Here is a 26,220-nt window from a genome sequence, read left to right on the forward strand (position 1 = left end):
TAATTCAGCACCGGCAATTGCACCGGTGCTTTTTTGTGGGTTGGATAGGTGGTGATTTCTTATCGTTATTCAGTCCTCAGACTTTTAACCGGCTTAGCTATAGCTGCCTTAATAGCCTGGAAGCTAATGGTTACCAGCGCTATGATAATTGCAAGCACGCCTGCCAGTGGGAATACCCACCATTTGATATGGATTTGATAGGCAAAATTGTGCAGCCAGTTGTTCATGGCATACCAGCCAACCGGGGCGGCAATTAACAGCGAAATGATTACCAGTTTTAAAAAGTCTTTCGATAGCAAGCCAACCACATTGATGACGGATGCGCCCAAAACCTTGCGGATTCCGATCTCTTTTACGCGCTGCTGTGCCGCAAATGTAGCCAGCGCAAACAGCCCAAGGCTTGCAATAAAAATGCCGAGTATAACCAGGCTGATAAATACTTTCTGGAAACGGGCGTCGGACTGATAGAGTTTTGCAAATGTTTCATCCATAAAAGTGTATTGGAATGGTTTATCGGGATATAGCTCGTTCCATTTGGCCTTCAGTAGTTTAATGGTTCCTGATATATTATCGCCCGATAATTTTAAAGTGAAGCTTTGTTCATGGCGGGGGGAGTGAATAAACGCAAACGGCTTTATTTTGTTCCGCATAGATGTGAAATGGAAATCCTTAACCACGCCAACAACCTTAACATAATGCATTGTATCTTTATTATTACCCCAGTATATTTCCTTGCCTATGACCGGTTTTTGTATAGCAAGGTCTTTTACAGCAGTCTCATTCAGCACAATGCCACCGATAATTTGTTCCGGTTTTCCGGGAACACCATTGCTTAGCGTATCAGATAAAATGCTGTCGGAAAAGCCGCGGCCTTCTTTTATCTCAATGCCCATAACTTTAAAATAGCCGACTCCTGCACTCAGGTAATTAACCAGTTGTTTGTTTTCAGATCCTTTTACGTTAAGCGAGCTGGTTGAATTTACATCGCCAATCATATCCTGCGAGAAGGCTATCTTTTTTACCCCCTTTACTTTTGATATTTCGTTAAAATAGGATTGTTTGTTGGGTAATCTAAGGCTTTTATTGATCACGAGCACTTTGTCGGTAGTAAGCCCCAATTTTGCAGAGCGGATAAATTGCATTTGCTGTGATATAACTATGGCCCCGATAATAAGAACGATGGAAATGGTGAATTGAACTACAACAAGCGTTTTTCGAAGGTTTAACGCGCCCTTTTCGCTGGATTTAAACCCCTTCAATACCATTACGGGCTTGAAGGATGCCATGTACAAAGCGGGGAACACTCCTGCAATTATGCCAAGCAACAATGTGGCCCCAAGCGCATATATTAAAAACGAAGTACTGCTGGTCAGGCTAAGTTGTTTGCCGGTCACCTCATTAACCATGGGCAAAATAAGTTGTGCTATACATAACGCGCATGCCAGCGCCATCAAGCTAATTAAAACCGATTCAGTGAGCAACTGGCTTACAATCGATTTTTTTAACCCGCCGATAACCTTACGAACACCAATTTCCTTAGCTCTGGCCGAAGCAGTCGCAGTGGTTAAATTGATGTAGTTGATAGATGCTATCAGTACGATGAATACAGCAATGAGCGTAAAAATATATACATACAGAATATCGCTGTTCGATTCCAGTTCCCATTTCAGGCTCGATTTAAGATGAATATCAGTTACCGGCTGTACCCAAAATGTGCTTTTAGTCTGGTTATGATTGTTTTCATCATAAATGGTCTGGATTTTATGCCCAAAGTTTGCCGTGTTTATTGGCGCCCTTGTTTTTAGATAAGTGTAATAATTATACTGTCCCCATACATCGTCGATATTTCCCAATGCTTTAAATGAAGCCAGGAAATCAAAATGGAAGTGCGAATTGGCGGGTACATCCTTTATCACGGCAGATACTTTCATGTCACCGAATCCGTCTACGGTAAGCGTCTTATTGATGGGGTCGTCAGCCCCAAAATATTTTCTGGCGGTTGATGCTGTAATTACGATAGATTTTACATCTGCAAGCGCAGTTTTGGCATTTCCTTTTACAAATTCCTGGGTAAATATATCAAAGAAGCTGCTGTCGGCCAGGTATAGCCTTTCTTCCTGCATTTTCTTTTCACCGTACTTTACTAAATAAATATGCCCCCAATTCGGATATACACGTGTTGTGGTCAGCACTTCGGGTATTTGTTTTTGCAGCGCAGGGGCCAGGGCTGCAGGGCTGGTTGCGTCGGGCAGACGAGTGCCGTCGTAATTCACAAAATCATGAACTACGCGATAGATATTGGCAGCATTTGCGTTGTACCGGTCGTAGCTCAATTCATCTTTCACAAACAAAACTATCAACAGCGTGCATGCCATCCCGATAGCCAGACCCAGTACATTAATAACTGTATAAATCTTATTCCGGCCGATACTTCTGGAAGCGCTTTTGAGATAATGGAATATCATAACATCATGGTTAAAATTCACAAAGGATATTGACTGGAGTAATGAAAATTTGTGCCAAAGTTTTATGTTGCTGATTGTTAGTGTTTTGTGATTATTTTTAATAGTACGGCGTTCGTTTTTGTTACGGTTTGATGTGCGGTAGCGGACGGTAACAGCCGTATATTTGTTTGTAATAGATCCGTTGGGTGGTTTGTCGAATCCCTGAAAAGTATAAGACTTCCATAGAAATATATAAACCTGCCCACGACATTACCTGCAATTTTGCTTTAGAAAAACAAATAGATAAAGCAATGAAAAAGACAGTGTTTATAACAGGAGCTTCATCCGGTTTTGGAAGAGAAACTGTTAAATTATTTCATCAAAAAGGCTGGAATGTGATCGCCACTATGCGGTCGCCTGAGAACGAAACGGAATTGTTTGAATTGAACGACGTTCTGGTCGGCCGGTTGGATGTAACAGACAAAGATAGCATAAAAAGTGCCGTAGAGCAGGGCATGGCAAAGTTCGGCCGTATAGATGTACTGGTGAACAACGCGGGGTACGGGGCATTAGGTGCGATGGAAGCAGCCACCGAAGAGCAGGTGAAACAGCAATTTGATGTTAATTTCTTTGGGCTGATAGCTGTTACCAAAGCCGTATTGCCGGTAATGCGGCAGCAAAAATCGGGCGTCATCATCAATGTTTCGTCTGTAGGCGGCAGGGTTACATTTCCATTTGCTTCGCTGTACCATGCGTCCAAATTTGCCGTTGAAGGACTGACAGAGTCTATGCAATATGAACTCAATCCGCTGGGTATACGCATGAAGATAGTTGAACCCGGCGGGTATAAAACGGAATTTTCGGGTCGCTCGATGACACTTATCGGCGCCGACGGGCCTGAAGTTTACAAAGAAGTTTTTAACAAATTTATTGCCATGCTGGAACATTGGCCTATGTCGGAAAATATTGGCGAAGTAGCCGACGTTATTTACGGAGCCGCTACTGATGGCACAGAGACCTTAAGATACCCGGTAGGCCCCGATGCCCTGCAACTGGTAGAAGCCCGACGACAGATGGACGACGTAGAATTTAAAAAAATGATGACTGCTCAAACAGCTCTGTGATAATAGGACTCTGCCTGGAATTTCAGGCAGAGTCCTGTTATTTTGTTAATTTTATATCCACTGAAAATATGCCTGAAAAATATATCGATTTACAGACTATTGCCGATCTGCATAAACTGGTGCAATATGCACCGCCTAAACACCCGCTGGTGAGCTTAATCGACCATGAAGATTTCTACAGGAAGCGCCCCAAAGATGATGGCTTTTTCCGTTTTGGCTTTTATACCATATCATGCAAGAAATTTGATGGGTTGTTAAAATATGGAAAAGCATATTATGATTTTACCGAAGGTTCGCTCATGTTTACCGCGCCGGGTCAGGTTATCGCCCCCGGGCCGGAAGTTAAGGTAGAGGAGGGCTGGGCATTATTTTTTCATCCGGACCTTATCCATGGTACCAGCCTTGGCAAAAAGATATATCAATATTCTTTTTTTAACTACGAGACTAATGAAGCGCTCCATATTTCGGAAGAAGAAAAACAGACTATTAAAGACTGTGTAGCAAAGATTGAAAAAGAGTACTCGCAAAATATCGACAAGCACACTCAGGGCCTTATTGTAAGTAATATAGAACTTTTGCTAAACTATTGCAATCGTTTTTACGACCGGCAATTTTATACAAGAGCAAAGGTAAATTCGGACGTCGTGCAGCAGTTCGAGATACTGTTAAAGGATTATTTTTCGCAGAGTACCCTGATAGAAGCAGGCCTCCCGAACGTTAAATATTTCGCATCCCGGCTCAGTTTGTCTCCTAATTATCTATCTGACCTTTTGAATAAATTTACCGGAAAAACCACGCAGGAGCATATTCATTTGGAAATGGTTGATAAAGCAAAGTCCTTGTTATGGAGCACCGGCTATTCTATCAGCGAGATTGCCTATGGACTTGGATTTGAGCACCCTTCGCATTTTACCAAAATATTCAAGACAAAGACAGGAAAGTCACCCAGTGAATACCGGCATTTGAACTGAACTCCTGAGCGGATCAGCAAGTTCAAAGTAATCCAAAAGCCCTTCGGGCAGAATCAGACGGCCAAGAGTTTCGCAGGCAGTTGACAAGCGTTGGCGTATTTGTATTTCCTGTAAAGCAAATAATTTTTATCCTTTCCCACAATTATTCTGCTTGACCCTTTGGTTGCCTGCAAAATTTGCAAACATTTGCACGCACTTTGAAAAGACAGGAAATTTAGGGGCAACAAAAAACCCCTTAGATTATCTCTAAGAGGTCTTTGTTTTGTGGGAGCTACTGGGTTCGAACCAGTGACCCTCTGCTTGTAAGGCAGATGCTCTGAACCAGCTGAGCTAAGCTCCCTTTGTTTTGGGACTGCAAATATAGACGCTCAAAGTTATTCTTCAAAAAAATATTTCACTTTTTTTTAATGTGGATTTTTGAAGGCTTGTAAGTGGGTTATTAACAATTGTTTACCGTTACAGAAAAATTGAAAAAAGTTTTTTGAAGCAATGAAAAGGCGAAAAAAGGCGGGTTTTACATAGCTACTTCCCGTTCGCCGCGCGGATCGTCGGGTAAAATTTCCATTTCGGGTGCATTAATGTAGTCGGCGTACCATTGTATAGCGCTAACAACGTCAAGGGCATCTTCGGCCGCAATGTTGATCGTTTCAAATGCGTACAGCTTCCCCTGTGCGTAACCATATAACTGAATTTCGTTGCTGTCGGGATTGAAGGATTCTTTATTGAGGCAAAATACCCTGATCTTCAAACGGGTATCGCGTGAGTGGATAACATCCCTGCACGGATTTTTTGGGTCGGTGGCGAGCAGATAAACATTGTAATCCATGTAAGTATAACAACAATAAGAGGTTATAGTTTACAGGTTGTAGTTTTTACCGTTATATGTTGATAAATTCTTTATTGTTAATTATCTAAACTTATGCCTGGAATGAGAAAAAATATTCCGGCGTGGCGGGTAATGAATTCCCCAATTCTATTGCTTTTTACGAAAATCAAAATCTTTTTGAACTTATAAAGCAAATAAATAAACTGGCACTACTTTTGAACATATTTAAATGCCCTTCCAAAAGGGTTGTTTTTCATAGGTAGATGTAGGGCCGTAAAACTGCGAGAGTTTTTCGGCCTTTTTTATTTTCCAATGTTAGTACTGCCTTCCGCAAAAAATAATTCGGAGCCGGACAATAAACTAAACGTTATTTTTTCAAAGCTTCCCTGCCAAAACGGATCAGTTCGCTGGCATTAATAAAACCAACAGTTCCTAAAACAGGTTTGCCTTTCGGGTCAAAAATTATCAATGTAGGGTAGGCGCGCAATTGCCATTTTTGTGCGAGCTCGGGCCCGCGTCCTTTTTCCATATCGATGGCCACATTCACAAAATTTGCGTTATAAAATGCCGCAGCTTTAGTATCCGTAAAAGTTCTGGCTTTGAGCATTTTGCAGGGGCCGCACCAGGTGGCGTATGCATCTACGAAAATATATTTGTTTTGTTTAGCAGCTTGTTTAAGGGCTTCGTCCCACGAGTCTTCTATAAAAACAATGCCGGTTGCCGCTTTCTCAGTCACCGAAACGGAATGATAGTGTTTAGGACTGATGAATGCCAGCGTGGCCGTTAATAAAATCAGATTGGCATATTTATACATGCCGGAGTTGAAAATTCTTTTCATAATTAATCAGGGTGTAAAAATAACGCCTGCACATTGAAATTAGTACAAGCGTTATTTTTAATGTTATGCAACTGGGTTTTTATTCATGATGGGGCGGGCGTTGCCTCTGCTGTTGCTGTTGTCGCTGTTGAGCTTGCTGGGCACGTTGTTGCGCCTGTTGTTGGGCTCTTTGCTGCGCTTGCTGAGCACGTTGTTGCGCTCTTTGCTGTGCTTGTTGTTCACGTTGTTGCGCCTGTTGTTGAGCTCTTTGCTGTGCTTGCTGAGCACGTTGTTGCGCTTGTTGTTGTGCTCTTTGCTGCGCTTGTTGTTGTGCTCTTTGCTGCGCTTGCTGAGCACGTTGCTGCGCCTGTTGTTGGGCTCTTTGCTGTGCTTGCTGAGCACGTTGTTGTGCCTGTTGTTGTGCCCTTTGCCGAGCTTGCTGTTCGTGCTGCTGGGCTTGCTGTTCACGCTGTTTCGCCTGCTGTTGCGTCCTTTGCCGTACTTGTTGTTCGCGTTCTAACGTTTGTTGTTGAGCCTTTTGCGCGGCTTGTTGCTGATTTTTCTGCTGTTCCTGCTGGCGACGCTGTTCTGCCTGCTGCTGGCGTTGCTGTGCTGGTTGAACTGCTGGCCGGCCCTGTTGGCGTCTTTGTTCAATCTGCTGTTGGCGCTGCTGTGCTTGTTGCTGACTTTTTTGTTGCTCTTGCTGACGCCTTTGTTCTGCCTGCGGCTGGCTTCTTTGCACTGCCTCCTGCTGCCTTGGCTGTACCGGGTTTGGCCTGGCGGCTGGCTGTGCAGGACGGTTTGCTGCCGGGTTAATGTGCACAACTTTAGCGTCAGGTCTTGCGGCCCTGGCAGTTTGGGCCAGTCTTTGTGCATTAGCGCGGTTATAAGCCGGACCATGGCCACCGGTACGGGCGATAGCCTGGGTAGGATGTTGTTGGCGGTAGGCATTAGCATCAATTACACGGGACGGACGTGCATTGGCTGTTTTGTTCACAGCCGGGCGATAAATATTTATAGTATTATTTCGCACCCTTGCAGTACCCGGTCTGCTGTCATTATTTATCCTGTAAACGGGTACATTTCTACGGGTGGCGCGCTGGATGTCTTCGCGACGCGGCCCGGCAATGTAAGTGCGGTTATTATTAACGTAGGTGTTGTTGATAATGGTGGTATTACGAATAATGGTAACCGACCTGCTCCGCGGAACATAATAATTGTAAATAACGGGGCTGTTAATATAAGCCTGCGGAGCGCACACCCAGTAATTATCAGGCACACGATAGCTGTTGCCTATTGAAATACTTATACTTATGCCGGGGAGTAACGGAGCCCATCCGTAATATCCGCCGCCATGTCTCCAGCTAACCCAGGCAGGAGCCCACTCATGGCCCGGAACCCATTCCCAGCCATAATAGTTATCATAACGCCAGCGGCCGTAGTGGAAGGTTGCCCATCCCCATGGATAATCCGATACCCAGGTATTGCCGTAATCCGTATAAACCCAGTGTCCCCGGGTAGCATAAGGCCTGAAGCCGTCCTCAGCGTCAGGTATCCATACGTTGCCATATTGCGGGTCGCTAACCCAGGTGCCGTAAGGGTCAAGGTCGTCATAAAACTGCTGGTCCGAAATGTAATCCTCCTCCTGTGCCTTGGTATATTGGGGCGCCGCAAACATCAGCGACAAGGCTAACAAGCCCGCTCCCCATATTTTATTTAGTCCTTTCATGATTTTCTTTTTTCTCGATAGCGGATCGTGTTTTTTCAATAAATTGGCCGGGTTATAGCAATTACACATTCCGCAAAAAATTAATTAACTCAATCATCCAGCTCAATCTGATACCTTAGTATGACTGCCTCAGAGTCAAAAGGTAAAGTCTGTTATTGGTAACATTTTAATATTCTTTTCTACAACTACTTTTTAATTAAATAGTTTTGCAGAACATTTTAATGATGATTACATGGTTAATATTCCAAGGCTCGATTTAGATTCATATATAAGCGGAGACGTTGCCCGGCGCAGGCAATTTTCTGAAGATATAGGCAAGGCGTTTAATGATACAGGTTTTGTTACGATAACTAATCACGGGCTTGACAAGCAGTTGATTGATAAGCTTTATGAAGACGTAAAAGCACTTTTTTCATTACCGGATGAAGTAAAGCAAAAGTATGAGATCCCCGGCCTGGCAGGACAACGTGGTTACACCGGTAAACAAAAGGAAACCGCCAAGGGCTTTACAGCCCCCGACCTTAAAGAGTTTTGGCAGATAGGCCAAACCATTACCGACGGCGATCCGATAAAAGAAGAATATCCGGATAATATTATGGTGGATGAATTGCCATCATTTAACGAGACAACCCTGCGGGTTTACCGCAAACTGGAATGGATAGGCACTCATTTATTAAGAGCTATTGCGGTTTACCTGGACTTGCCTGAGAATTATTTTGATGATAAAGTGCATAACGGCAACTCTATATTGCGCACGCTGCATTATTTTCCGATAACTAACCCTGACGCGCTTCCGGAAGATGCAGTCCGCGCAGGAGCGCATGAAGATATCAACCTGATAACTTTATTGATAGGCGCCAGTGCAGACGGTCTGGAACTCCTTACCCGTGAAAATACCTGGTTCCCGGTTAAAGCTTATGGCGAGGATCTTGTGGTAAATGTGGGCGATATGCTGCAGCGCTTAACCAATAATAAGCTAAAATCGACGACACACCGCGTGGTGAATCCGCCGCGAGAGCTCATGGGAAATTCAAGATATTCAGTTCCGTTCTTTTTGCATCCGAAGGTTAATATGGATTTAACCTGCCTGCCACAATGTATTGACGAAAATCACCCAAAACAATACGAAGACATTACAGCAGGCGAATACCTTGATGAAAGATTAAGGGAAATAGGCCTGAAAAAATGAGACTTGGTGAATAGAGATTAGTCGATTAGGGATTGTTTTACTAACTGGTATAAAACTATTTTCTAATCAACTAATCTCGGATTAACTAGTCAACTAATCTCTAATCCCCAATCACTATATTTGCTTCATGGAACAAAATCTATTTGTTTACAATACTTTATCCCGTAAAAAAGAAAAATTCGAGCCGCTTAATCCGCCGCATGTAGGCATGTACGTTTGCGGGCCTACTGTTTACAGCGATGCGCACATGGGGAATACCCGTACCTATATTTCTTTCGACCTGATCTTCCGTTATTTAAGCCATATTGGTTACAAAGTGCGTTATGTGCGTAATATTACCGACGCAGGCCATCTAGAAGGCGACGCGGGAGATGAGGGTGAGGATAAAATCGCTAAAAAAGCAAAGCTCGCACAATTGGAGCCAATGGAGATAGTACAAAAATATACCGTTGGTTTTCATGAAGTGATGCAGATATTCAATACGCTGCCGCCAAGTATCGAGCCAACTGCAACCGGGCACATCATTGAGCAAATCGAGATGGTGAAGGAGATATTGGCAAAAGGCTATGCTTATGAAGTTGACGGCTCGATATATTTCGACGTTGAAAAATATAACCAAACTCAAGACTACACGATATTAACCGGGCGCAATCTGGATGACTTGTTGGTGAATACCCGTACCCTCGGCGGACAGGACGACAAACACGGCAAATTAGATTTTGCCCTTTGGATAAAAGCCAAGCCGGAGCACCTGATGAAATGGCCGTCGCCCTGGGGAATCGGCTTTCCCGGCTGGCACCTGGAGTGCTCGGCCATGAGCAGTAAATACCTGGGCCACCAATTTGATATACATGGCGGCGGGCTTGACCTGGCGCCGACGCACCATACTAATGAAATTGCCCAGAACGTTGCGGCGTGCGGTAAAAATCCGGCCAAATACTGGCTGCATACCAATATGCTGACTGTGAACGGGCAGAAAATGTCAAAATCGCTGGGAAACAGCTTTTTACCACACGAGTTGATTTCAGGTAATAATAAAATCCTCAGCAAGGGTTATAGCCCGATGACAGTACGCTTTTTTATGCTGCAGGCCCATTACCGCAGCACGCTGGATTTTGGCAATGAGGCCATGGAAGCATCAGAAAAAGGCTTTAAGCGCCTGATGAATGCTTTTAGTTTACTTGAAGGGCTAAAGCCATCGGGCAGCAATGAAATTGAAATACAGCCTTTGATCGACCGCTGCTACGCGGCCATGAATGATGACTTCAACAGCCCCGTGCTTATTGCTGAACTCTTTGAGGGAACACGCATCATTAATTCTGTTCATGATGGCAAGATGAAAATCAATGCTGAAAACCTGCAGTTATTAAAAACTATGATGAACACCTTTGTGCTGGATATTTTAGGCTTGAAAAGTGAGCAGGCTGCAAATGATGATCTGCCTAAAATAATGGATATGATAATTGCGTTAAGGAACGAAGCGAAAGTAAATCATGATTACGCTACATCAGATAAAATACGAAACGGTTTACAGCAAATAGGCTTCAAGTTAAACGACAGCAAGGAAGGAACTAACTGGAGTAAAATTTAATTAAACAATTCGCGTTAAAAGTTCTTTATATGGGGAATTAACTAAATTGTCATTCTTAATTACTATATCCCCCGATAAATTATTATTAATTTGCCCGGCATTATCCAATGAAAAAAATGAAGAAAATAATATTGTTCGCCTTTATACTATCCGGAATTACCAAGTTTTCAGTTGCTCAAACGGCCGATGCACCTCCCGCTGACGTTCAAAAAGTTATTGACGCGGAAAGCAATTTTAATAAGCTTGTTGAGCGCAAAGGCATAAAAGGTGGCTTTTTAGCCGTTGCCGACCCGGAAGGAATAGTGTTTAAACCAGACGCTGTTAACATTACCGAGTTTTACAACAACATCGATAAACAGTCTGGGTCGCTTAAATGGAAGCCTAACTTTGCGCGTATATCTGCCAATGGCGACCTTGCCTTTACAGCAGGCCCCTATACCTATCAAAATGGCAAAAGCGATGACGATAAAGTGTATGGCGACTATGTGTCGTTGTGGCGTAACAATGGCGAAGGCCAGCTGAAATTGCTGATTGACCTGGGAATTCAGCATCCCGAACCGGATAAAGAAATAAATACTGATTTTCGCAACCCTGAACCAGAGAAAAAAGTTGCGCCAAGCAAAGATCCTTTCGGCCCCAAGAAAATTATTCTGGCAACGGACGAATTGTTTAATCACTCATTAACTATATCGACCCTTGGTACTTACAAAGAATTTTTAAGCCCCGAGGGCCATTTTTACTTTCCTGGCTTTGAGCCGATGACGGGCCAGGACCAGGTAATGAAGTTTGTTGACAATGAAGGCATTACCATTAATGCCAAAACGGTGAATGCAGGCAGGTCAACCAGCAACGACCTTGCCTATACTTATGGCAAAGCCCGCATCAGGAAAGGCAGCATAGTAAGCAACTACAACTACGTGCGTATATGGGAACTTGATAAAAACCATAAATGGAATATTTTATTAGAGGCGTTCTCTGCTATCGAAAATGAATAGCAGCTTAGAAATGAAATGAGACTGGAGCCGGATTATTCCGGCTTTTCATTTCGCTAACAATTAGTTACCAATAGTTAATTGTAACAAGTGTGTTACTTTATTCTAAAATGAAGAAATAATCAGAGGCGTTTGAAACATCGGCTCTATGCAACCGTAAAAAGGTTTGATTAATAATTTGAGTATGGCCGATCTGAACAAATTCCAGCGATCAAAGGAAAGAATGGTTGAAATACTCAATTATTTAACTAAGACAGGCAAGAACGATCAGCAAGATGATACCTACGTGCTCACGCTTGAGCAGTCCATCCAAATAATCGACAGTAAAATCGAAGAGCTAAGACAAAGCGAAATAACTGAAAAGAACTAACGCAGTTTTTACCGGCTTGATCTTACCTTATAAAGACATTCTGGCATCCCGCCAAATGTTAAATCCCTTCTGAATTTTGTTAAAGTATGTTAACAGGTGTTAAAATTCAACGCCTGTAAAAAAATATCGCAGAAATTAGGGTTCTGATTGAATGATGACAAATTAAATTAACTCATTCAATTTAATCTAACTCAATCAACCCAAATTTGAAACTACCTCTACACACCTCCGTTATGCGTTACAAAAAGATCAACAACTTGTTAGGCTGGCTTTGCTTTACAATCGCATCCACAACCTATGTTCTGACACTTGAGCCATCCGTAAGTTTTTGGGATTGCGGTGAATTCATTTCGTGTGCTTATCGCCTGCAGGTTTCACACCAACCGGGGTATCCATTGTTTGCCATGTTGGGCAAAGCTTTTTCGCTGCTATCTTTTGGCAACAATGCTAAGGTGCCGTACTTTACTAACTTGATGTCGGCGTTAGCTAGCGGCGCTACTATCATGTTCTTGTTCTGGACGATAACAGCCCTTGCAAAAAAAATGTTGAAGGGTAGGGGCAGGGAAGGCGAATCGGTTATATACCTGATTATGGGGTCGGGCCTTGTAGGGGCACTGGCTTTCACCTTTACTGATACGTTTTGGTTTTCGGCTGTTGAGACCATCGTATTTGCACTATCGTCGCTCTGCACGGCCGTGGTTTTCTGGGCGATATTAAAGTGGGACGCTCAAGCCGACGAGCCGGGCGCTGATAAATGGATCGTTTTTATTGCCTATGTGGTGGGGCTCTCTATTGGGATACACCTGCTTAATTTGCTTACAATTCCGGCTATAGCAATGGTATATTTCTTTCGCAGATATCACAATATTACGGTGTGGAGGGGGATAATTGCCTTTCTGATCAGTATCGCTATACTGGCGTTCGTTCAATTTGGTATCAGAGGATATACAGTCCATTTTGCGGCTATGTTCGATCTGTTTTTTGTGAACAGTGCGGGCCTGGGTTTTGGAAGCGGAGCAGCTATATTTTTAGTGCTGCTGACAGGTGTTATAACCGGCGGGATATGGTATAGCATCCGCAAACGTAAGCCAATGCTTAATTTGGCTTTGTTATGTATTGCTTTTATTTATTTTGGCTACGGTTCATTCTTCTATATTCCTATTCGGGCGTCAGCTAATACTGACTTGAATAACTCGCATCCGGATAATGCATTTACGCTTTATGGCTATTTAAACCGTATTCAGTATGGGGATGTTCCTTTACTTTCGGGGCCTTACTTTGATGCCAAAGTAACTGATGTTAAAGAGGGCGGTACGATTTACCAAAGAGGAAAAACCAGATATGAAAGTGCCGGGAAAAAGATAGACTACGTATACGACCATACTACTTTTTTGCCAAGAATGTGGAGTACGGATTCAGACCCTTATTATGCGCAGAATGTGCAGTTTTACAAGCAGTGGCTAAACATGGCCGACGATCAGTCGCCAACATTTGCTGATAATCTGAAATGGATGTTTAGCTGGCAAATGTACCAGATGTACGCACGTTACTTCCTTTGGAATTTTGTAGGCCGGTATAATGAATTTGACGGGCAACAGAGCAGTGCAAATATTAACGGGAACTGGACGAGTGGCATACTTGATGGCGGCAAACATCTGCCAAAATCAGTTACGGGCGGAACTAATTATATGCCTTTATATGCCTTGCCATTTATATTGGGCTTGCTGGGAGCATTTTATCATTTTAAAACCAAAAGGAGGGATGCCCTGGTAATTGCATTGCTTTTTTTCTTCACCGGTATAGCCATCGTGCTCTATGTTAACCAGGATTCTATACAGCCGCGCGAACGGGATTATTCATATGTTGGCTCGTTTTACGCGTTCGCCATATGGATAGGTCTGGGCTTCGTTGCTGTTGCTGAATTTGCACGAAGAAAACTGAACGCAAAGATTGCGGCAGTCGGCTCATTTGCAGTATGTATGCTCGCGGTTCCAGCCTTGCTGGCCGTTAAAGAATGGAAAGGTCACGACCGTTCAACTAAAACTATCCCGCATGATATGGCTTACAACTATCTTATGTCGTGCCCTAAAAATGCAATATTATTTACCTACGGCGATAATGATACCTACTCCTTATGGTACGACCAGGAAGTGGAAGGCATCCGCCCGGATGTGCGCATAGTTTGTTTAAGCCTTTTCAGCGGCGATTGGTACATACGCCAGATGCAGAAAAAGATGAACCAATCTGCTCCTTTGCCTATCACTATGCCTTTTGATAAATATAAATCGGGTACGCGCGATGTTATTTATTATAACGATGCCAAAATAGCCGGCGCTGTAGAAATGAAAGATGTGTTCGATTTTATCACCTCGGATGATCAGCGCGCTAAGGTAGCCTATCAAAGTGGTGAAATGGCGAACTACCTGCCTGCTAAAAACTTTAAAATAACTGTAAATGCTGACGACCTGGTTAAAAAAGGCGTGATTACTCCAGACCAAAAAAGTAAGGTTGCCGATACGATGGAATGGAAGATATCACAAAATTATTTAACTAAAGATCACCTGGCGATGATTGATATCCTCGCCCACAACAACTGGGACCGACCGATATGCTTCACTGCAACGATGGGCCCTGAAAGCATGTTTGGCCTGCAGCCTTACTTATACAAGGAAGGTTTTGTATATCACCTGATACCTTTTAAAACTGACAAATATTACGCAGGTAATGAAGGGGCTAAGACCAACAGCCTGGTAATGTACGACAATGTTGTAAACAAGTTTAAGTTCGGTAACTATAAAAAGGCTAAATATTTGGATGATGTGTCATTGACGCAATTTTACCAAACCATTGAACGCACTTTCAACGACCTGGCTAATGGTTTGATGAAAGACGGACGTAACGATTTGGCTTTGAAAGCTATTCATAAATTTGATGAGCAAATGCCGGACATAAACCCGGACATTGATTCTGCCGTTCATAAATTTTTTATAGCGCAAACTGCGTATTCTCTTGGTGATAAAGAATTGGCTACGCGATACGTAAAAGGCGTGAACAATTTTATAAAAGACCAGCTAGATTATAATTACCAATTGCTTACTGACAACAATGCCGGGCTTGATGTGCGCACTGTTCAGTTGGGCGTACAGGTGTTAAACAGTATGGCGGACACTGTAAGGAATAACGACCAACCGGAGCTTAGCAAAAATATAAAGGCAGAGTTGACTGATTATGAAAATAAGTTTGCTGCGCTGATAAGGTAATCTTCATAAAACTTACTCTCAAAAACCTTGCGAAGTCATTAGCTTCGTAAGGTTAATTATTCACTGACATTAATTCCGTAAAAGCTACAAGCGCGTATTGAGCCTTTAGTCTTTTTATGCGACAGGAAATTATCAAAAATTTATTTTATATAAAGTTCACTTTTGATCTCAGATATTTTCATGCCGATTTCATGAGTATATTATTACTTTGTATTTAAATCACAATTGTTCAGCCTGTACGCCTGTCATGAAAAACCTGCTCCTGCTTTTAGCCTTGTTATGTTTCCCGTTATTTTTAATCGCGCAAAATTTAAATGGTTCGTTTAAAATTGATATAGACGGCGGATACGTAAAGCCAACAGAAGGCTATGGTGTCACCCCCGGGGTTGTCTTAACGCTGGAACCGCGTGTTTATATATCGGATTATTTTACCGCCGGGCTTAGGCTGGAGGGGGCTCTTATTGGCTACCGGCCCGAATATGAGGATGAATACTTTTCCTATTTCGGCTCTACCACCCTAACAGGTGAGTATTACTTTGGTAAAGGAAAAAACAGGCCGTTCATGGGGTTTGGCGGCGGGCTGTACGCCCGCCATTTCATTCTGGAGGATTACTCCGGCGAGTCTCTTTATACATCAGATTATGGACGGATAAAGCTTGGCTTTTTCGGCAGGGCAGGAGTGGAACTAGGGCATATAAGATTTGCCGGCTCATACAACGTCATTGGCGCAAATTTTAGTTACGCGGCTTTTACCATTGGGTATGTTATCGGGGAATAGGCCGACCGGTTATCGTTTTCAATTATATTCTCCGGATTTAAGGCAACTGGCATATAAATGGCTACGTACTAAATTACAAATAAACAAATATGCCCTTTATAGCTTCAGCAGCAAAAATCGACTTTCCATATAAAACAGCACAAGAAACAGCAAAACAGCAGGCGCTAGAGATGTTTTCGGAAAACTTTCCCGAGGCTAACCGGCTTATTTTTGCTTTTGATAATACCGAAATTAAGTACCGCAACTTTTGTAAACCGCTTAGTTTTTACTCCACACCGAATACTTTTGAGGAACGCAACAAGGAATATATACAGCTGTCCCTGGATTATTCAGTACAGGCAGCACAAGATTGCATAACAAAATCCGGCGTTGATAAGGATGACATTACTGACCTTGTATTTGTGTCGACAACTGGTTTGGCTACGCCAAGTATCGACGGCTTAATTATTAACAAAATGCGGCTAAACCCGCATGTAAACCGCTCCCCGCTATGGGGGCTTGGCTGTGGAGGAGGCGTTTCGGGTATGGCTAAAGCTAATACAATTGCCATTGCAAACCCCGACGCCATAGTGTTGTTGGTTTGCGTAGAGCTTTGCTCGCTTACACTAATTAGAAGCGATTACAGTAAGAGCAATTTTATTGGGTCTAGCTTATTTTCTGACGGAATTGCTGCCTGCATTATAAAAGGTGATAATCATGCAAGCGATAAGCAGGTAAAATATGTAGCTTCATCAAGCAAATTGTATTACGATTCACTCGATGTGATGGGCTGGGATTTCCAGGATAGTGGTTTTAAAGTTTTGTTTTCCAAGGATATTCCTGCTTTTATTCATGAGCATATCCGTGATGATATAGACGAGTTTTTGGCAAAGCACGAGCTTAAAATCAGCAATATTAATAACTTTATCTTTCATCCCGGCGGCAAAAAGGTGCTTGATGCTTATGAGGCTACCCTCGGAGTACGGGGCGATTTTTTAAAAATCACGCGTGAGGTGATGAACGATTACGGCAACATGTCGAGCGCCACAGTGCTGTACGTATTGGAAAAATTTATGCGCGAGGGTTTCCAGCCCGGTTATGGCCTGATGCTCTCAATGGGCCCGGGTTTTTCAAGCGAGATGGTTCTATTAAGAGTGAACTGAGAAGGTAAAGGATAAAGCTAAAAGGCGAAAGGCGTCTTTATCCTTAACCATCAGAATCATTTATCTTTCGCCGTTAATCTTTTACCGACAAGATGTACTTCACCATCTTTATATCCTTTCTGATCCTGCAACGGTTATCGGAATTACTGATTGCCCGGCGGAATGAAAAATGGTTGTTGTCGCAGGGGGCAGTTCAATACGGGCAGCGCCATTATCCTTTCATGATTGCATTGCATACGCTTTTTATCGTCTCATTAATAGCAGAGTATAATTTTGAGGGTAGTACTTCAATCAGCTGGTTCTTCCTTGCGATTTTTTTGGCGGTACTGCTTTTTAAATTCTGGGCGCTGTCATCTCTCGGCAAATATTGGAATACCAAAATCTATCGCATTCCAGGTGTTTATCCGGTAAAACGAGGGCCATATAAATTCCTGAAGCACCCGAACTATATGGAGGTGGTTTGCGAAATAGCGTTTATCCCTCTCGTTTTCCATCTGTATTACACCGCTATTGCTTTTACAATATTGAATGCCGTCATGTTGTCAATCCGGATAACAGTCGAAAACCGGGTATGGGCGGACTAAATACTATTTATTCTTTTTTAGGATAAGGAATGTCTGACAGCAATAGAGACTATCCTTACGTTGAGGTTTGTCGATAACTATTAGTTCTCTGCCGGTCTGCAATAGTTTGTAGCCCATATTTTTTGGCCTAGGGGTGTCATAGGACAACAAGAGCGTGTCTCCTTTTTTGGTATAAGTCCCCGTAAACCACTCATTATAGCCGAAAACAGCAGTTGAGTTCATTTCAAATGTCTTATTGGTCCTGAATTTAATAATGTTTTGGCTCTGCGTACCTTCATTTCGAGCGACAATTATGGCGTCGCTTTCAAATGTTTCGGAGCTGGGTACGATACAACAAAGGGTAAGGGTTAGTGTGTAGATAAAAGCCGGCAGGTGCGTTTTTAAATTATGTTGTTTCCTCTTTTTAATGCTGCGCCTGATACTCCTGGCGAACGAAACTGCTAATACAAGAAAAATAATCAGCATAAACGCCATCCAAAGAAGATAATTAATCCCTTTGAAAAAGACATCTATATTATGCCTGAAGATAACAAGTAAAAAGAATACGCTGCAAAGCACTATTGCAGTTCGCAGCTTCCTATCGGTAGATTTTTCTTCCATGGCTAGTTTCTATAGGTGTCAGTTATGGATTTCTGCTCTCTCTATTGTCTTCCGGAACCCGTCCGTGCCACCAGGTAGCCAGCGACGAACCGCTAACGTTCATTATCGGTCCGAATATAGCCGGTGCCAGGCCTATGGTTGCCACACCGCCCATTAGCAGGGCAAGTCCCGAGGCAAGGCCGCTGTTTTGCATGCCAACTTCCAATGAAATAGTACGGCAATCCTTTTCTTTAAACCCTAAAAGCCTGCTGAACCAATAGCCCAGCGTATAACCGGTGAGGTTATGAATCAGGATAGCCAGTACCAGCAATCCGCCAACTTTTAACAGGTTATCCCTGCCTGCCGAGGTAATAACTAATATTATCAAGCCGATTGTTATCATTGATAGCAGGGGCATCAGCTTGTCAAGCCATCTAATCTTGCCCCGTAAAAGCGAGTTAAACAATAGCCCTGCAACTATCGGAATGATCACCACTTGTGTAGTATCCCAGGCCATACTCCAGAAATGGACCTCCACAAATTTACCGGCCAGCAAGCGCATCAATAACGGAGTTAATAATGGCGACAGAAGATTTGAAATAGCGGTAACCGAAATGGATAAGGCCAGGTTTGCCCGGCCAAGATAGGCCATTACATTTGAGGCCAGCCCACTGGGGCAACAGCCCACCAATATTATGCCGGCGGCAATTTCTTTTGGGAAGTTAAAAATACTTGCCAGCCCAAAACCGACCAGTGGCATAACTGTATAGTGGCAAACAACACCTACTAAAATGGCCTTTGGCATTTTCATAACGGTCGCCAGCTCTTTCAGGCTAAGTTCGCTGCCCATACCGAACATGATAACCTGCAGGAAAGGAAGTATAAGCGCGGAGAGTTTAAAGCTGCCCCAATGCTGAAAATATTGCGGGTAATACATGCCGGTACTCACTACGGCAAATATCATCAGGGTAAACGAAAAGCTTTTTAAATCCTGAGAGTTTTGGAAGGCAATAGCCAGCATTGCGAAAAACACGGCCAGCGCGATGCCCGCAAAGCTTGTATAACCCCAAACGCTTAGTAAAATGTATGCAATCAGGAACACTGCCGCGGCTATCAGGCTTTTGGTCAACATACTTCGCTATACTTTTTCTATAAACTAGAATTATAATTTATCAATCACTGCAGAATGCCAGCCGATTATCGCTGCTCATCATACACCCCAAACTCGGCTATCGAAGGTTGGCGATCTGATTTTTCGATCCAAATCCTCACTTTACTGCCCCAAACCCTGTTAAAACGGTTAACCTTAACGCGTTTGCTATTTTCACCGTCAAACAATGGCTTCCAGACGCTGTTTTCGTAATATTCAAGTTTGTATTTGCTAATATTGGCCTTATCTTCAGCAATACTGATGGTATTAAACGCCCGGTCACGGTCGAAGTCAATTTCGTACCATGGGTGCTCAACAGTTTTATTTGATACCCACGAGGTAGTGAAATCGTCATCATTAGCCAAATCCATAATATTATCATCATCTCCCCAGCTTGAACTAGCGGGCTGATGTTTAGCGATATTTGAGGCAATAATTGGTGCGTCCAGTTCGGGTAGTTTATTAACCGGACCCTCATTTTTCCAAAGCTGCCCGATTTGTTTAAGTGCAGCTATTGCATTGTCGTCAATTAAGCCGTCGCGGTTTGGCGCAACGTTTAAAATGAAATTGCAGTCAACTTTATTTAACGGGATCAGTGTTTCGTTAACCAGTTTAACAGGGTCTTTAACAGGCTCGGTCGGAAAAGTGGTTTTCCAGAACCAGGCTTTGTTGATCGGCAGACATGCAAGGGCTGGCATCCGGTTGCTTTCCTTTGATACGCGCTGACCGGCGCCCATCTCGTAGGTTTTAATGTCGCTGTAATACAAGCCTTCGGCAGGGTACTTAGCACCGTTTAAGTCCATTAGTACGCAATTGGGTTGCAGCGATTTTACTAATTTGTAAATGTCTTCAAACGGAATATCGTCATACGAAATCCGGGACCATGGCGCATCCCAACCATCGATAATCAGTGCCGAAATTTCTCCATAATTGCTTAGCAGCTCGGTTATTTGCGCCTTAACCATCTCGATATGTTTGCGATTTATCATATTAGGCCGAAGGCGATGGTGAGTATCCAGAATAGAATAATAGAGCATAACTTTCAGTCCGGCCTTCCTGAATGCATTGGTATATTCCCTAACCACATCGCGTTTTAGCGGACTGTTCATTACGTTATAATCGGTAGTTTTAGTGTCCCATATGCAAAATCCGCTGTGGTGCTTCGTAGTCAAACATCCGTAGCTCATATTGGCCGATTTGGCCGCTTTTGCCCACTGGTCACAATTTAATTTTGTAGGGTTGAATATTGAAGCCGGTGCATCTGGGTCGGGCCAGTCCTGATCCATATAAGTGGGGATGTTAAAATGAATGAACATCCCGAAGCGCAGGTCAACAAATTGCTGTTGCAGTTCTGCAAGAGGTATACTGGTCTTTTTGAAGTCGTTTTGGGCTTTAGCGCCTAATGTTAAAGATGCTGAAAAAATAAATAGACAGATAAGTAGCTTTTTGTTCATGCTCAAAGCTATAAAATTTACTAAACGTGCATGTTAAACTAAATAACATTTATGTTTAAGATTTTTCGCCTCAAAGTAGTATTATTGCATTACAACCTAATTAACTGAGATGGGAAATTTTGTTACAAAATTTAATATAAAACTGCTGGTTATTCATTTCGTAGCTTTTTGGCTTTTTATATTCGGTTTTCAGACACTTGCCTATTTGTATGATTTTAATTTCCTGATTTTCCTTCCGGTCGAAGCCAGGCTTAACGATGTTGCGAGAACCAATTTTGACATGAAAGTTGTTGCCCAGGCAGCACTTGTTGGCGCCATAGTCGCATACATTATCTCATGGCGCATATCACTCAGGCGTAACTGGTATTGGCTAAACTCTACAGTAATATTTGTGCTGATTTATGTTCTGAAGCTTTATAATCTTTTAGGGTGGAGTAAGTTGCAAAAGGCATTTTTGTTGCCCGGCGATATTTTCAGGTTAAACACGCGCACTTATTATATAACCAACGGCTGCATAATGTTAGCCATTGGTTGTTACCTGCTTTTCTCGAAACGGATTCAGCGGTTTATTGATGGAAAAAGGGTTGTTGCAACCGGGAAACCGGAAGTGGTCAGGTCAGCAAAGTCAAATTAGTCTTTTCCGCCGGATTCGATAAAGCCATATTTTCTTTGGTTGACGCTGGTGTGTAATTATCCATTCCAAACTTTATTCTGCATAACTTTGCCAAACGTCATTAAAACCCTATTTTTGCCCGCTTAAAATCATTAATACAAACCTTCAAACGTTAAGCCGGCATCTAAGTTTTCCGGACTCGTCAGGGTTCATGCAGCAATCATGTTCAACGCAAACACCATTACCCGTTTTCAGCAATTAGAAACGCCTTTTTACTATTACCATCTGGATGTACTACGCCGCACCCTGGAAGCTTGTAAAGCAGCATCCTCCAAATATGGATTTCATGTCCATTATGCCATGAAGGCTAATTTTAACCCGAAGGTTTTGGAAATGATAAAAGATTACGGTTTCGGCGCCGATTGTGTGAGCGGTAACGAGGTAAAGGCAGCTATCGATTGTGGTTTTGGCAGGGAGAACGTTGTTTTTGCAGGGGTGGGAAAATCGGACAAGGAGATAAATCTCGCACTGGACGCAGATATTTTCTGTTTCAATGTAGAGTCTGTACAAGAATTGCTGGTGATTGATGAGCTGGCACGGGCAAAAAATAAAATTGCTAAGATAGCCATCCGTATCAACCCGAATGTTGACGCCAATACGCACCATTTTATCACTACGGGACTTGATGAAAATAAATTTGGTGTAAATATCTGGCAATTGCAGGATGTGGCCGATACGCTTCGAAGGTGCCCAAATCTTGAATTCCTGGGCATCCACTTTCATATCGGTTCGCAAATTACCGACCTGGAGGTCTACAGAACCCTTTGTACACGTATTAACGAGATGCAGGATTGGTTTGAAGGTCAGGGTTTCCCGGTGAAAGTGCTGAATACCGGCGGGGGCCTTGGCATAAATTACTATAATCCAGATAACGACATTAGCGATTTTGAAGGCTATTTTAATGTTTTTAAGCAATTTTTGAACGTTAAGCCTGGTCAGGAAGTTCATTTTGAATTGGGCCGGGCGCTGGTAGGACATTGCGCATCCCTGATATCGCGTGTGCTGTATGTGAAAAACGGCCAGAAGAAAAACTTCCTGGTTTTAGACGCTGGTATGACCGAATTGATCCGTCCTATGCTTTACCAGGCTTATCATCGAATTGAGAATATCAGTCGTAAGTCTGAACTTGGGGTTTCCGGTTCCAAAATTGACGAACAACCGACTCAAGACTTGCTAAAATACGATGTGGTAGGCCCTATCTGCGAGAGCACAGACTGCTTCCAAAAAGATGTCGAGCTGCCTGAATCATTCCGCGGTGATTTGATAGCTATACGCACTGCCGGAGCCTATGGTGAAGTAATGGCCTCATCATATAATTTAAGGGATAGGGTAGGGAGCGTTTATTCCGAAGATTAGTTATCGTTAAAAATGAAAAAGGCAATTGTTGTTGGCGCATCGTCAGGTATTGGCCACCAGCTTGCCGTATTGCTGGCAGCAAATAATTATAAGGTCGGTATCACGGGCAGACGGGACCAGTTGCTATTGAATCTACAATCGACCAATCCTGCACATTTTATCGTTTCTGTTTTTGATGCAACTGATGTTGCTGGTATTCCGCAATATCTTAATCAACTTACAAAAGAACTCGGCGGCCTTGATTTACTGGTATTAAGTTCAGGCACTGGTAAAATTAACGAGGTACTCGATGGCCGGATTGAGCAGGATACCAATGCTTTAAATGTTGCCGGCTTTACGGAGATTGCCGATTGGGCGTTTAAGTTTTTCCAGGAGCAGGCGTTTGGACATTTTGTTGGTATTACATCAATTGCCGGCCTCCGGGGCAGCGGGCAGGCGCCTGCTTATTTTGCATCAAAGGCTTATCAGATTAGCTACCTGGAGGGGTTGAGGCAAAAAGCCAAACATACAAAGCTCCCGATTTATATAACCGATATCCGCCCTGGTTTTGTAGATACAGCAATGGCCGGAGGCGAAAACTTATTTTGGGTTGCACCGGTTGAAAAGGCGGCGGCTCAAATCTATAAAGCCATAGAAGATAAGAAAAATGTGGCGTACGTAACCCGGCGCTGGCGGTTAATAGGTTTCCTGTTTTGGATTTTGCCCGGGTTTATCCATAAACGGCTGTAAGATCAATGCGGTCGCCTTATCTCATTATAATGCTTTTCCAGTTTTTTTAACATCGCAACTTGCCCGGGCCGGGGGTTTATAAATATCCGCACGTGTCTTATCATCGCGTAAGCCTCTTCATAGCTAAGCCCGGTTTTTATCAAATAAGCTATCGCCATCGTCGGCCCGCGCCCCAGCCCCTGGCGGCAGTGTACGTACACTTTGCCATTATTTTTTATCTCCCTGTCTATAAAATCAGCGCCTTTAATTAGTACTTCAAGTGGTGGGGGTGTGTTGTCTGCCGTCGGCAGGTGCAGGTATTTAATACCTTCGTGTGGTGCGTTGCCATAGTCATTGTGCATACGCATGTTCACAATAGCCGTAATGCCAAGATCTTTTAGCTTTTTCAGGCCCATTAGATTATACTGGCTGCCTAAAAATAAGTTTTGGTTAATCTGCGAGCGATTTAAACGTGGCACACCCTTAATGATACGGTGGGCATTGTCATACATATAATCCAAAACCAATCCTGCACCTTTAGCTATGCCTGTTAATTTCTTAAACATGTTATAAATCAATTCAACCTTTGTTTGCTTTGGTTATATAATCCATAGCTTCCCGGAAGGTAGCCACCCAGATGTCCTTTTTGTTTTTGGCCAGGTATTCCAGCAATTCCTTATGTGCTTCGGAAGAAGTGGTGATGTAATCGCCGCCGATGCCGTGGAACATAAATATGCCCATTCCGCCCTTTTGAACGGTGTTTTTAACAAAAGCTATCAATTTTTCGGCCGGAGTTTGCTCTTCAAGGCCATAGGAAGGGACCAGCAACGGGTCAAGCTTTTTAAAATCGGTAACAATGGCATCGGCATCACCGCCAATGCGTGCATACTTAATAATCCCAGCTTTTCTAAGCGAGTCTACATAGCTTTTGCCGCCTACCTCGGTCTCTGTGCATGGATAAGCATAGGTTCGAACAGATTTACCATCCACGGCGAACAAAAAGTTATTCTGCATGTCTATCTCCCTAAGGATGCCATATATTGTGTAATGTCCGGAATCGTTTGCCGGGTTATCTGGCATCGTTGCGCTCAGGCAGGGGTGATACAAAGTGTGGTTTCCCAATTCGTGACCCTTGCGGCTTACGGCTCGCCATTGTGGTGTGGCATCACGATTTAAACCTGTTAAAAAGAATGTACCTTTTAGTCTCAGTTTATTCAGTTCAGGAATGGCATTTTTTAACTGAGAATCAAGCGCGTCATCGTAGGTAAGCACAATAACTGCTTTTTTATGATTAGGCCAGGTAATTTGTTGCTGCGGAACGACCTGCGCAAATGGTGTATTCCCGGTTAATACTATCGCCATCAGTGTGGCAAAAAAGCGCCAAAAACTTATATTTCTCATAAAATTCATACAGAGGTTAAAGCAAATACGGGCGCCTGCTGAAATTACATGCCTGTGCCAATAACCGTAATAATTAATTGTTGAATTTAAGAAATTCCAAGAAAAACATCCAGTAAATTGGGTTGAGATGTTGAAAGGATTATTGGAGAATTACAATATTTAATGTCATCCGGAAAGATATTTTCCTTACATGTTACCGAACCTCCGCACGGCCTGCGCCTACCGTATCGCGATAAACCTGGGGCGATACATCCGCATTAAGTTTAAAAAACCGGCTGAAATAATATTCATCATTGTAGCCAAGTTCGAATGCTATCTCTTTTACGGGTTTATTGGTTAAATACAATTCCCGCTTGGCCTCAATTACAATACGCTCGGCTATCATATCCGTCAGCGTGCGGTTAAAATGCTGTTTAGTCATTTTTGCCAGTGCCTTGGCCGAAATATTCAGCATATCCGCATAATCGCTCGCCGAATGTTTGACTTTGTAATGAGTTTCAATAGCATCTTTCAGATTTTGCAGGATAAAAGGCTCCTTGCGCGAAAGCAGTACTTTACCGGTTGCGGGCTGTTGTTCTGTTTTAAGCCGCACCGCTGTTATCAAAAATATCTTGAGGTATGATATCAGCAGTTCATATTGTGCAACGGCTTCTCTCCGCATTTCGGCCGATATTTGCTCAATTACCATTTTAAAAACTTCCGCCGACGGTTCATCAACCGTCACAAAAGGCGGCTCATAAATGTTATTGAACAACACGCCATGACAAGCAACTTCTTTGTCGTGCTTATGGATGCAAAAGAAGTCCGGATGAAAATTCAAGGTAAAACCTTCGATCTCCGAATCAGCAATCAGCATAAAAGGCTGATAGATGGCGAAAGCAAATAGCGAACCTGCCTCAAAGTCGTACTCGGCAAAATTTGACCGCATCTTACCGCTGCCTTTCGTTATCCATATAATGGTGTAAAAATTATGGCGCTGCAAGTGGCAAAAATGGCTGTTATCATTAAATGAAAACAGCCTGAAGGCCAGGTTGCCAGTCTGCGGGTTAACCAATGTAAAATTGCGCTGGGAATTTAACATA

At 43.0% G+C, this 26,220-nt stretch carries 23 protein-coding genes and 1 tRNA gene; 13 read left to right on the forward strand and 11 right to left on the reverse strand.

All coding sequences use genetic code 11. The annotated features are described in order from the left end of the window. Window positions 1-65: 65 nt before the first annotated feature. On the reverse strand, window positions 66-2,465 hold the full coding sequence (locus Q3W13_RS19575; protein ID WP_302866667.1) for an ABC transporter permease: 2,400 nt from the start codon (window positions 2,463-2,465) through the stop codon (window positions 66-68). A 290-nt stretch (window positions 2,466-2,755) separates the two neighbouring features. Here Q3W13_RS19575 and Q3W13_RS19580 point away from each other — a divergent pair, with 290 nt between their 5' ends. After that, window positions 2,756-3,568 (forward strand): SDR family oxidoreductase, encoded by an 813-nt coding sequence (locus Q3W13_RS19580; protein WP_302866670.1) that lies wholly within the window; start codon window positions 2,756-2,758, stop codon window positions 3,566-3,568. A gap of 68 nt (window positions 3,569-3,636) precedes the next feature. Beyond that, a complete protein-coding gene (locus Q3W13_RS19585) occupies window positions 3,637-4,539 on the forward strand; it encodes an AraC family transcriptional regulator (RefSeq protein ID WP_302866671.1) in 903 nt (300 codons plus the stop codon). 265 nt (window positions 4,540-4,804) lie between these two features. On the opposite strand, the gene Q3W13_RS19590 is transcribed toward Q3W13_RS19585, so the two are convergent. The 4 genes from Q3W13_RS19590 to Q3W13_RS19605 all read right to left on the reverse strand — a co-directional run bounded on the left by Q3W13_RS19590 (window position 4,805) and on the right by Q3W13_RS19605 (window position 7,911). Next, window positions 4,805-4,879 (reverse strand) — tRNA-Val (locus tag Q3W13_RS19590). A 174-nt stretch (window positions 4,880-5,053) separates the two neighbouring features. Continuing rightward, window positions 5,054-5,365 (reverse strand): hypothetical protein, encoded by a 312-nt coding sequence (locus tag Q3W13_RS19595; protein ID WP_302866673.1) that lies wholly within the window; start codon window positions 5,363-5,365, stop codon window positions 5,054-5,056. A gap of 367 nt (window positions 5,366-5,732) precedes the next feature. Beyond that, window positions 5,733-6,203 (reverse strand): thioredoxin family protein, encoded by a 471-nt coding sequence (locus tag Q3W13_RS19600; protein ID WP_302866675.1) that lies wholly within the window; start codon window positions 6,201-6,203, stop codon window positions 5,733-5,735. A gap of 79 nt (window positions 6,204-6,282) precedes the next feature. Further along, the gene (locus Q3W13_RS19605) at window positions 6,283-7,911 is read right to left on the reverse strand and encodes a DUF6600 domain-containing protein (RefSeq protein WP_302866676.1); all 1,629 of its coding nucleotides are present in this window, start codon (window positions 7,909-7,911) and stop codon (window positions 6,283-6,285) included. 232 nt (window positions 7,912-8,143) lie between these two features. Between Q3W13_RS19605 and Q3W13_RS19610 the strand changes: the two genes are divergently transcribed. The 8 genes from Q3W13_RS19610 (at window position 8,144) to Q3W13_RS19645 (ending at window position 17,817) form a co-directional block, all read left to right on the forward strand. Continuing rightward, window positions 8,144-9,100, forward strand: coding sequence for an isopenicillin N synthase family oxygenase (locus Q3W13_RS19610; protein WP_302866678.1), 957 nt, complete (start codon window positions 8,144-8,146; stop codon window positions 9,098-9,100). 127 nt (window positions 9,101-9,227) lie between these two features. Then, the gene (cysS, locus tag Q3W13_RS19615; protein ID WP_302866680.1) at window positions 9,228-10,691 is read left to right on the forward strand and encodes a cysteine--tRNA ligase; all 1,464 of its coding nucleotides are present in this window, start codon (window positions 9,228-9,230) and stop codon (window positions 10,689-10,691) included. A 116-nt stretch (window positions 10,692-10,807) separates the two neighbouring features. After that, entirely contained in the window at window positions 10,808-11,686 is an 879-nt protein-coding gene (locus Q3W13_RS19620; RefSeq protein ID WP_302866681.1) for a hypothetical protein, read from the forward strand. Between the two features lie 181 nt (window positions 11,687-11,867). Then, on the forward strand, window positions 11,868-12,053 hold the full coding sequence (locus Q3W13_RS19625; RefSeq protein ID WP_302866683.1) for a hypothetical protein: 186 nt from the start codon (window positions 11,868-11,870) through the stop codon (window positions 12,051-12,053). A 233-nt stretch (window positions 12,054-12,286) separates the two neighbouring features. Further along, entirely contained in the window at window positions 12,287-15,313 is a 3,027-nt protein-coding gene (locus Q3W13_RS19630) for a DUF2723 domain-containing protein (RefSeq protein WP_302866684.1), read from the forward strand. 247 nt (window positions 15,314-15,560) lie between these two features. Next, entirely contained in the window at window positions 15,561-16,091 is a 531-nt protein-coding gene (locus tag Q3W13_RS19635; protein WP_302866685.1) for a hypothetical protein, read from the forward strand. A gap of 89 nt (window positions 16,092-16,180) precedes the next feature. Then, on the forward strand, window positions 16,181-17,233 hold the full coding sequence (locus Q3W13_RS19640) for a type III polyketide synthase (protein WP_302866687.1): 1,053 nt from the start codon (window positions 16,181-16,183) through the stop codon (window positions 17,231-17,233). Window positions 17,234-17,325: 92 nt separating this feature from the next. Continuing rightward, window positions 17,326-17,817, forward strand: coding sequence for an isoprenylcysteine carboxyl methyltransferase family protein (locus Q3W13_RS19645; protein ID WP_302866688.1), 492 nt, complete (start codon window positions 17,326-17,328; stop codon window positions 17,815-17,817). A gap of 3 nt (window positions 17,818-17,820) precedes the next feature. Here the strand turns inward: Q3W13_RS19645 and Q3W13_RS19650 are convergent, their stop codons facing one another. The 3 genes from Q3W13_RS19650 to Q3W13_RS19660 form a co-directional block, all read right to left on the reverse strand. After that, window positions 17,821-18,417 (reverse strand): hypothetical protein, encoded by a 597-nt coding sequence (locus tag Q3W13_RS19650; protein WP_302866690.1) that lies wholly within the window; start codon window positions 18,415-18,417, stop codon window positions 17,821-17,823. A 22-nt stretch (window positions 18,418-18,439) separates the two neighbouring features. Further along, window positions 18,440-19,528: a bile acid:sodium symporter family protein gene (locus Q3W13_RS19655; protein ID WP_302866693.1), complete on the reverse strand. Its 1,089-nt coding sequence runs from the start codon at window positions 19,526-19,528 to the stop codon at window positions 18,440-18,442. A gap of 65 nt (window positions 19,529-19,593) precedes the next feature. After that, on the reverse strand, window positions 19,594-21,000 hold the full coding sequence (locus Q3W13_RS19660) for an alpha-L-fucosidase (RefSeq protein ID WP_302866695.1): 1,407 nt from the start codon (window positions 20,998-21,000) through the stop codon (window positions 19,594-19,596). Between the two features lie 109 nt (window positions 21,001-21,109). Between Q3W13_RS19660 and Q3W13_RS19665 the strand changes: the two genes are divergently transcribed. The 3 genes from Q3W13_RS19665 to Q3W13_RS19675 all read left to right on the forward strand — a co-directional run bounded on the left by Q3W13_RS19665 (window position 21,110) and on the right by Q3W13_RS19675 (window position 23,758). After that, complete coding sequence (locus Q3W13_RS19665) at window positions 21,110-21,634, forward strand: hypothetical protein (RefSeq protein WP_302866697.1); 525 nt, start codon at window positions 21,110-21,112, stop codon at window positions 21,632-21,634. A 201-nt stretch (window positions 21,635-21,835) separates the two neighbouring features. Beyond that, on the forward strand, window positions 21,836-23,029 hold the full coding sequence (lysA, locus tag Q3W13_RS19670) for a diaminopimelate decarboxylase (RefSeq protein ID WP_302866701.1): 1,194 nt from the start codon (window positions 21,836-21,838) through the stop codon (window positions 23,027-23,029). Between the two features lie 12 nt (window positions 23,030-23,041). Further along, window positions 23,042-23,758: an SDR family NAD(P)-dependent oxidoreductase gene (locus Q3W13_RS19675; protein WP_302866702.1), complete on the forward strand. Its 717-nt coding sequence runs from the start codon at window positions 23,042-23,044 to the stop codon at window positions 23,756-23,758. Between the two features lie 2 nt (window positions 23,759-23,760). Here the strand turns inward: Q3W13_RS19675 and Q3W13_RS19680 are convergent, their stop codons facing one another. The 3 genes from Q3W13_RS19680 to Q3W13_RS19690 all read right to left on the reverse strand — a co-directional run bounded on the left by Q3W13_RS19680 (window position 23,761) and on the right by Q3W13_RS19690 (window position 26,219). Next, on the reverse strand, window positions 23,761-24,303 hold the full coding sequence (locus Q3W13_RS19680; RefSeq protein ID WP_302866704.1) for a dual specificity protein phosphatase: 543 nt from the start codon (window positions 24,301-24,303) through the stop codon (window positions 23,761-23,763). 13 nt (window positions 24,304-24,316) lie between these two features. After that, entirely contained in the window at window positions 24,317-25,138 is an 822-nt protein-coding gene (locus Q3W13_RS19685; RefSeq protein ID WP_302866705.1) for a polysaccharide deacetylase family protein, read from the reverse strand. Between the two features lie 193 nt (window positions 25,139-25,331). Beyond that, a complete protein-coding gene (locus Q3W13_RS19690; RefSeq protein WP_302866708.1) occupies window positions 25,332-26,219 on the reverse strand; it encodes a helix-turn-helix domain-containing protein in 888 nt (295 codons plus the stop codon). Window position 26,220: the final 1 nt, after the last annotated feature.

Origin of the sequence: Mucilaginibacter sp. L3T2-6, assembly GCF_030519355.1 — a bacterium.
In the GTDB taxonomy this organism is placed as follows: Bacteria; Bacteroidota; Bacteroidia; order Sphingobacteriales; family Sphingobacteriaceae; genus Mucilaginibacter.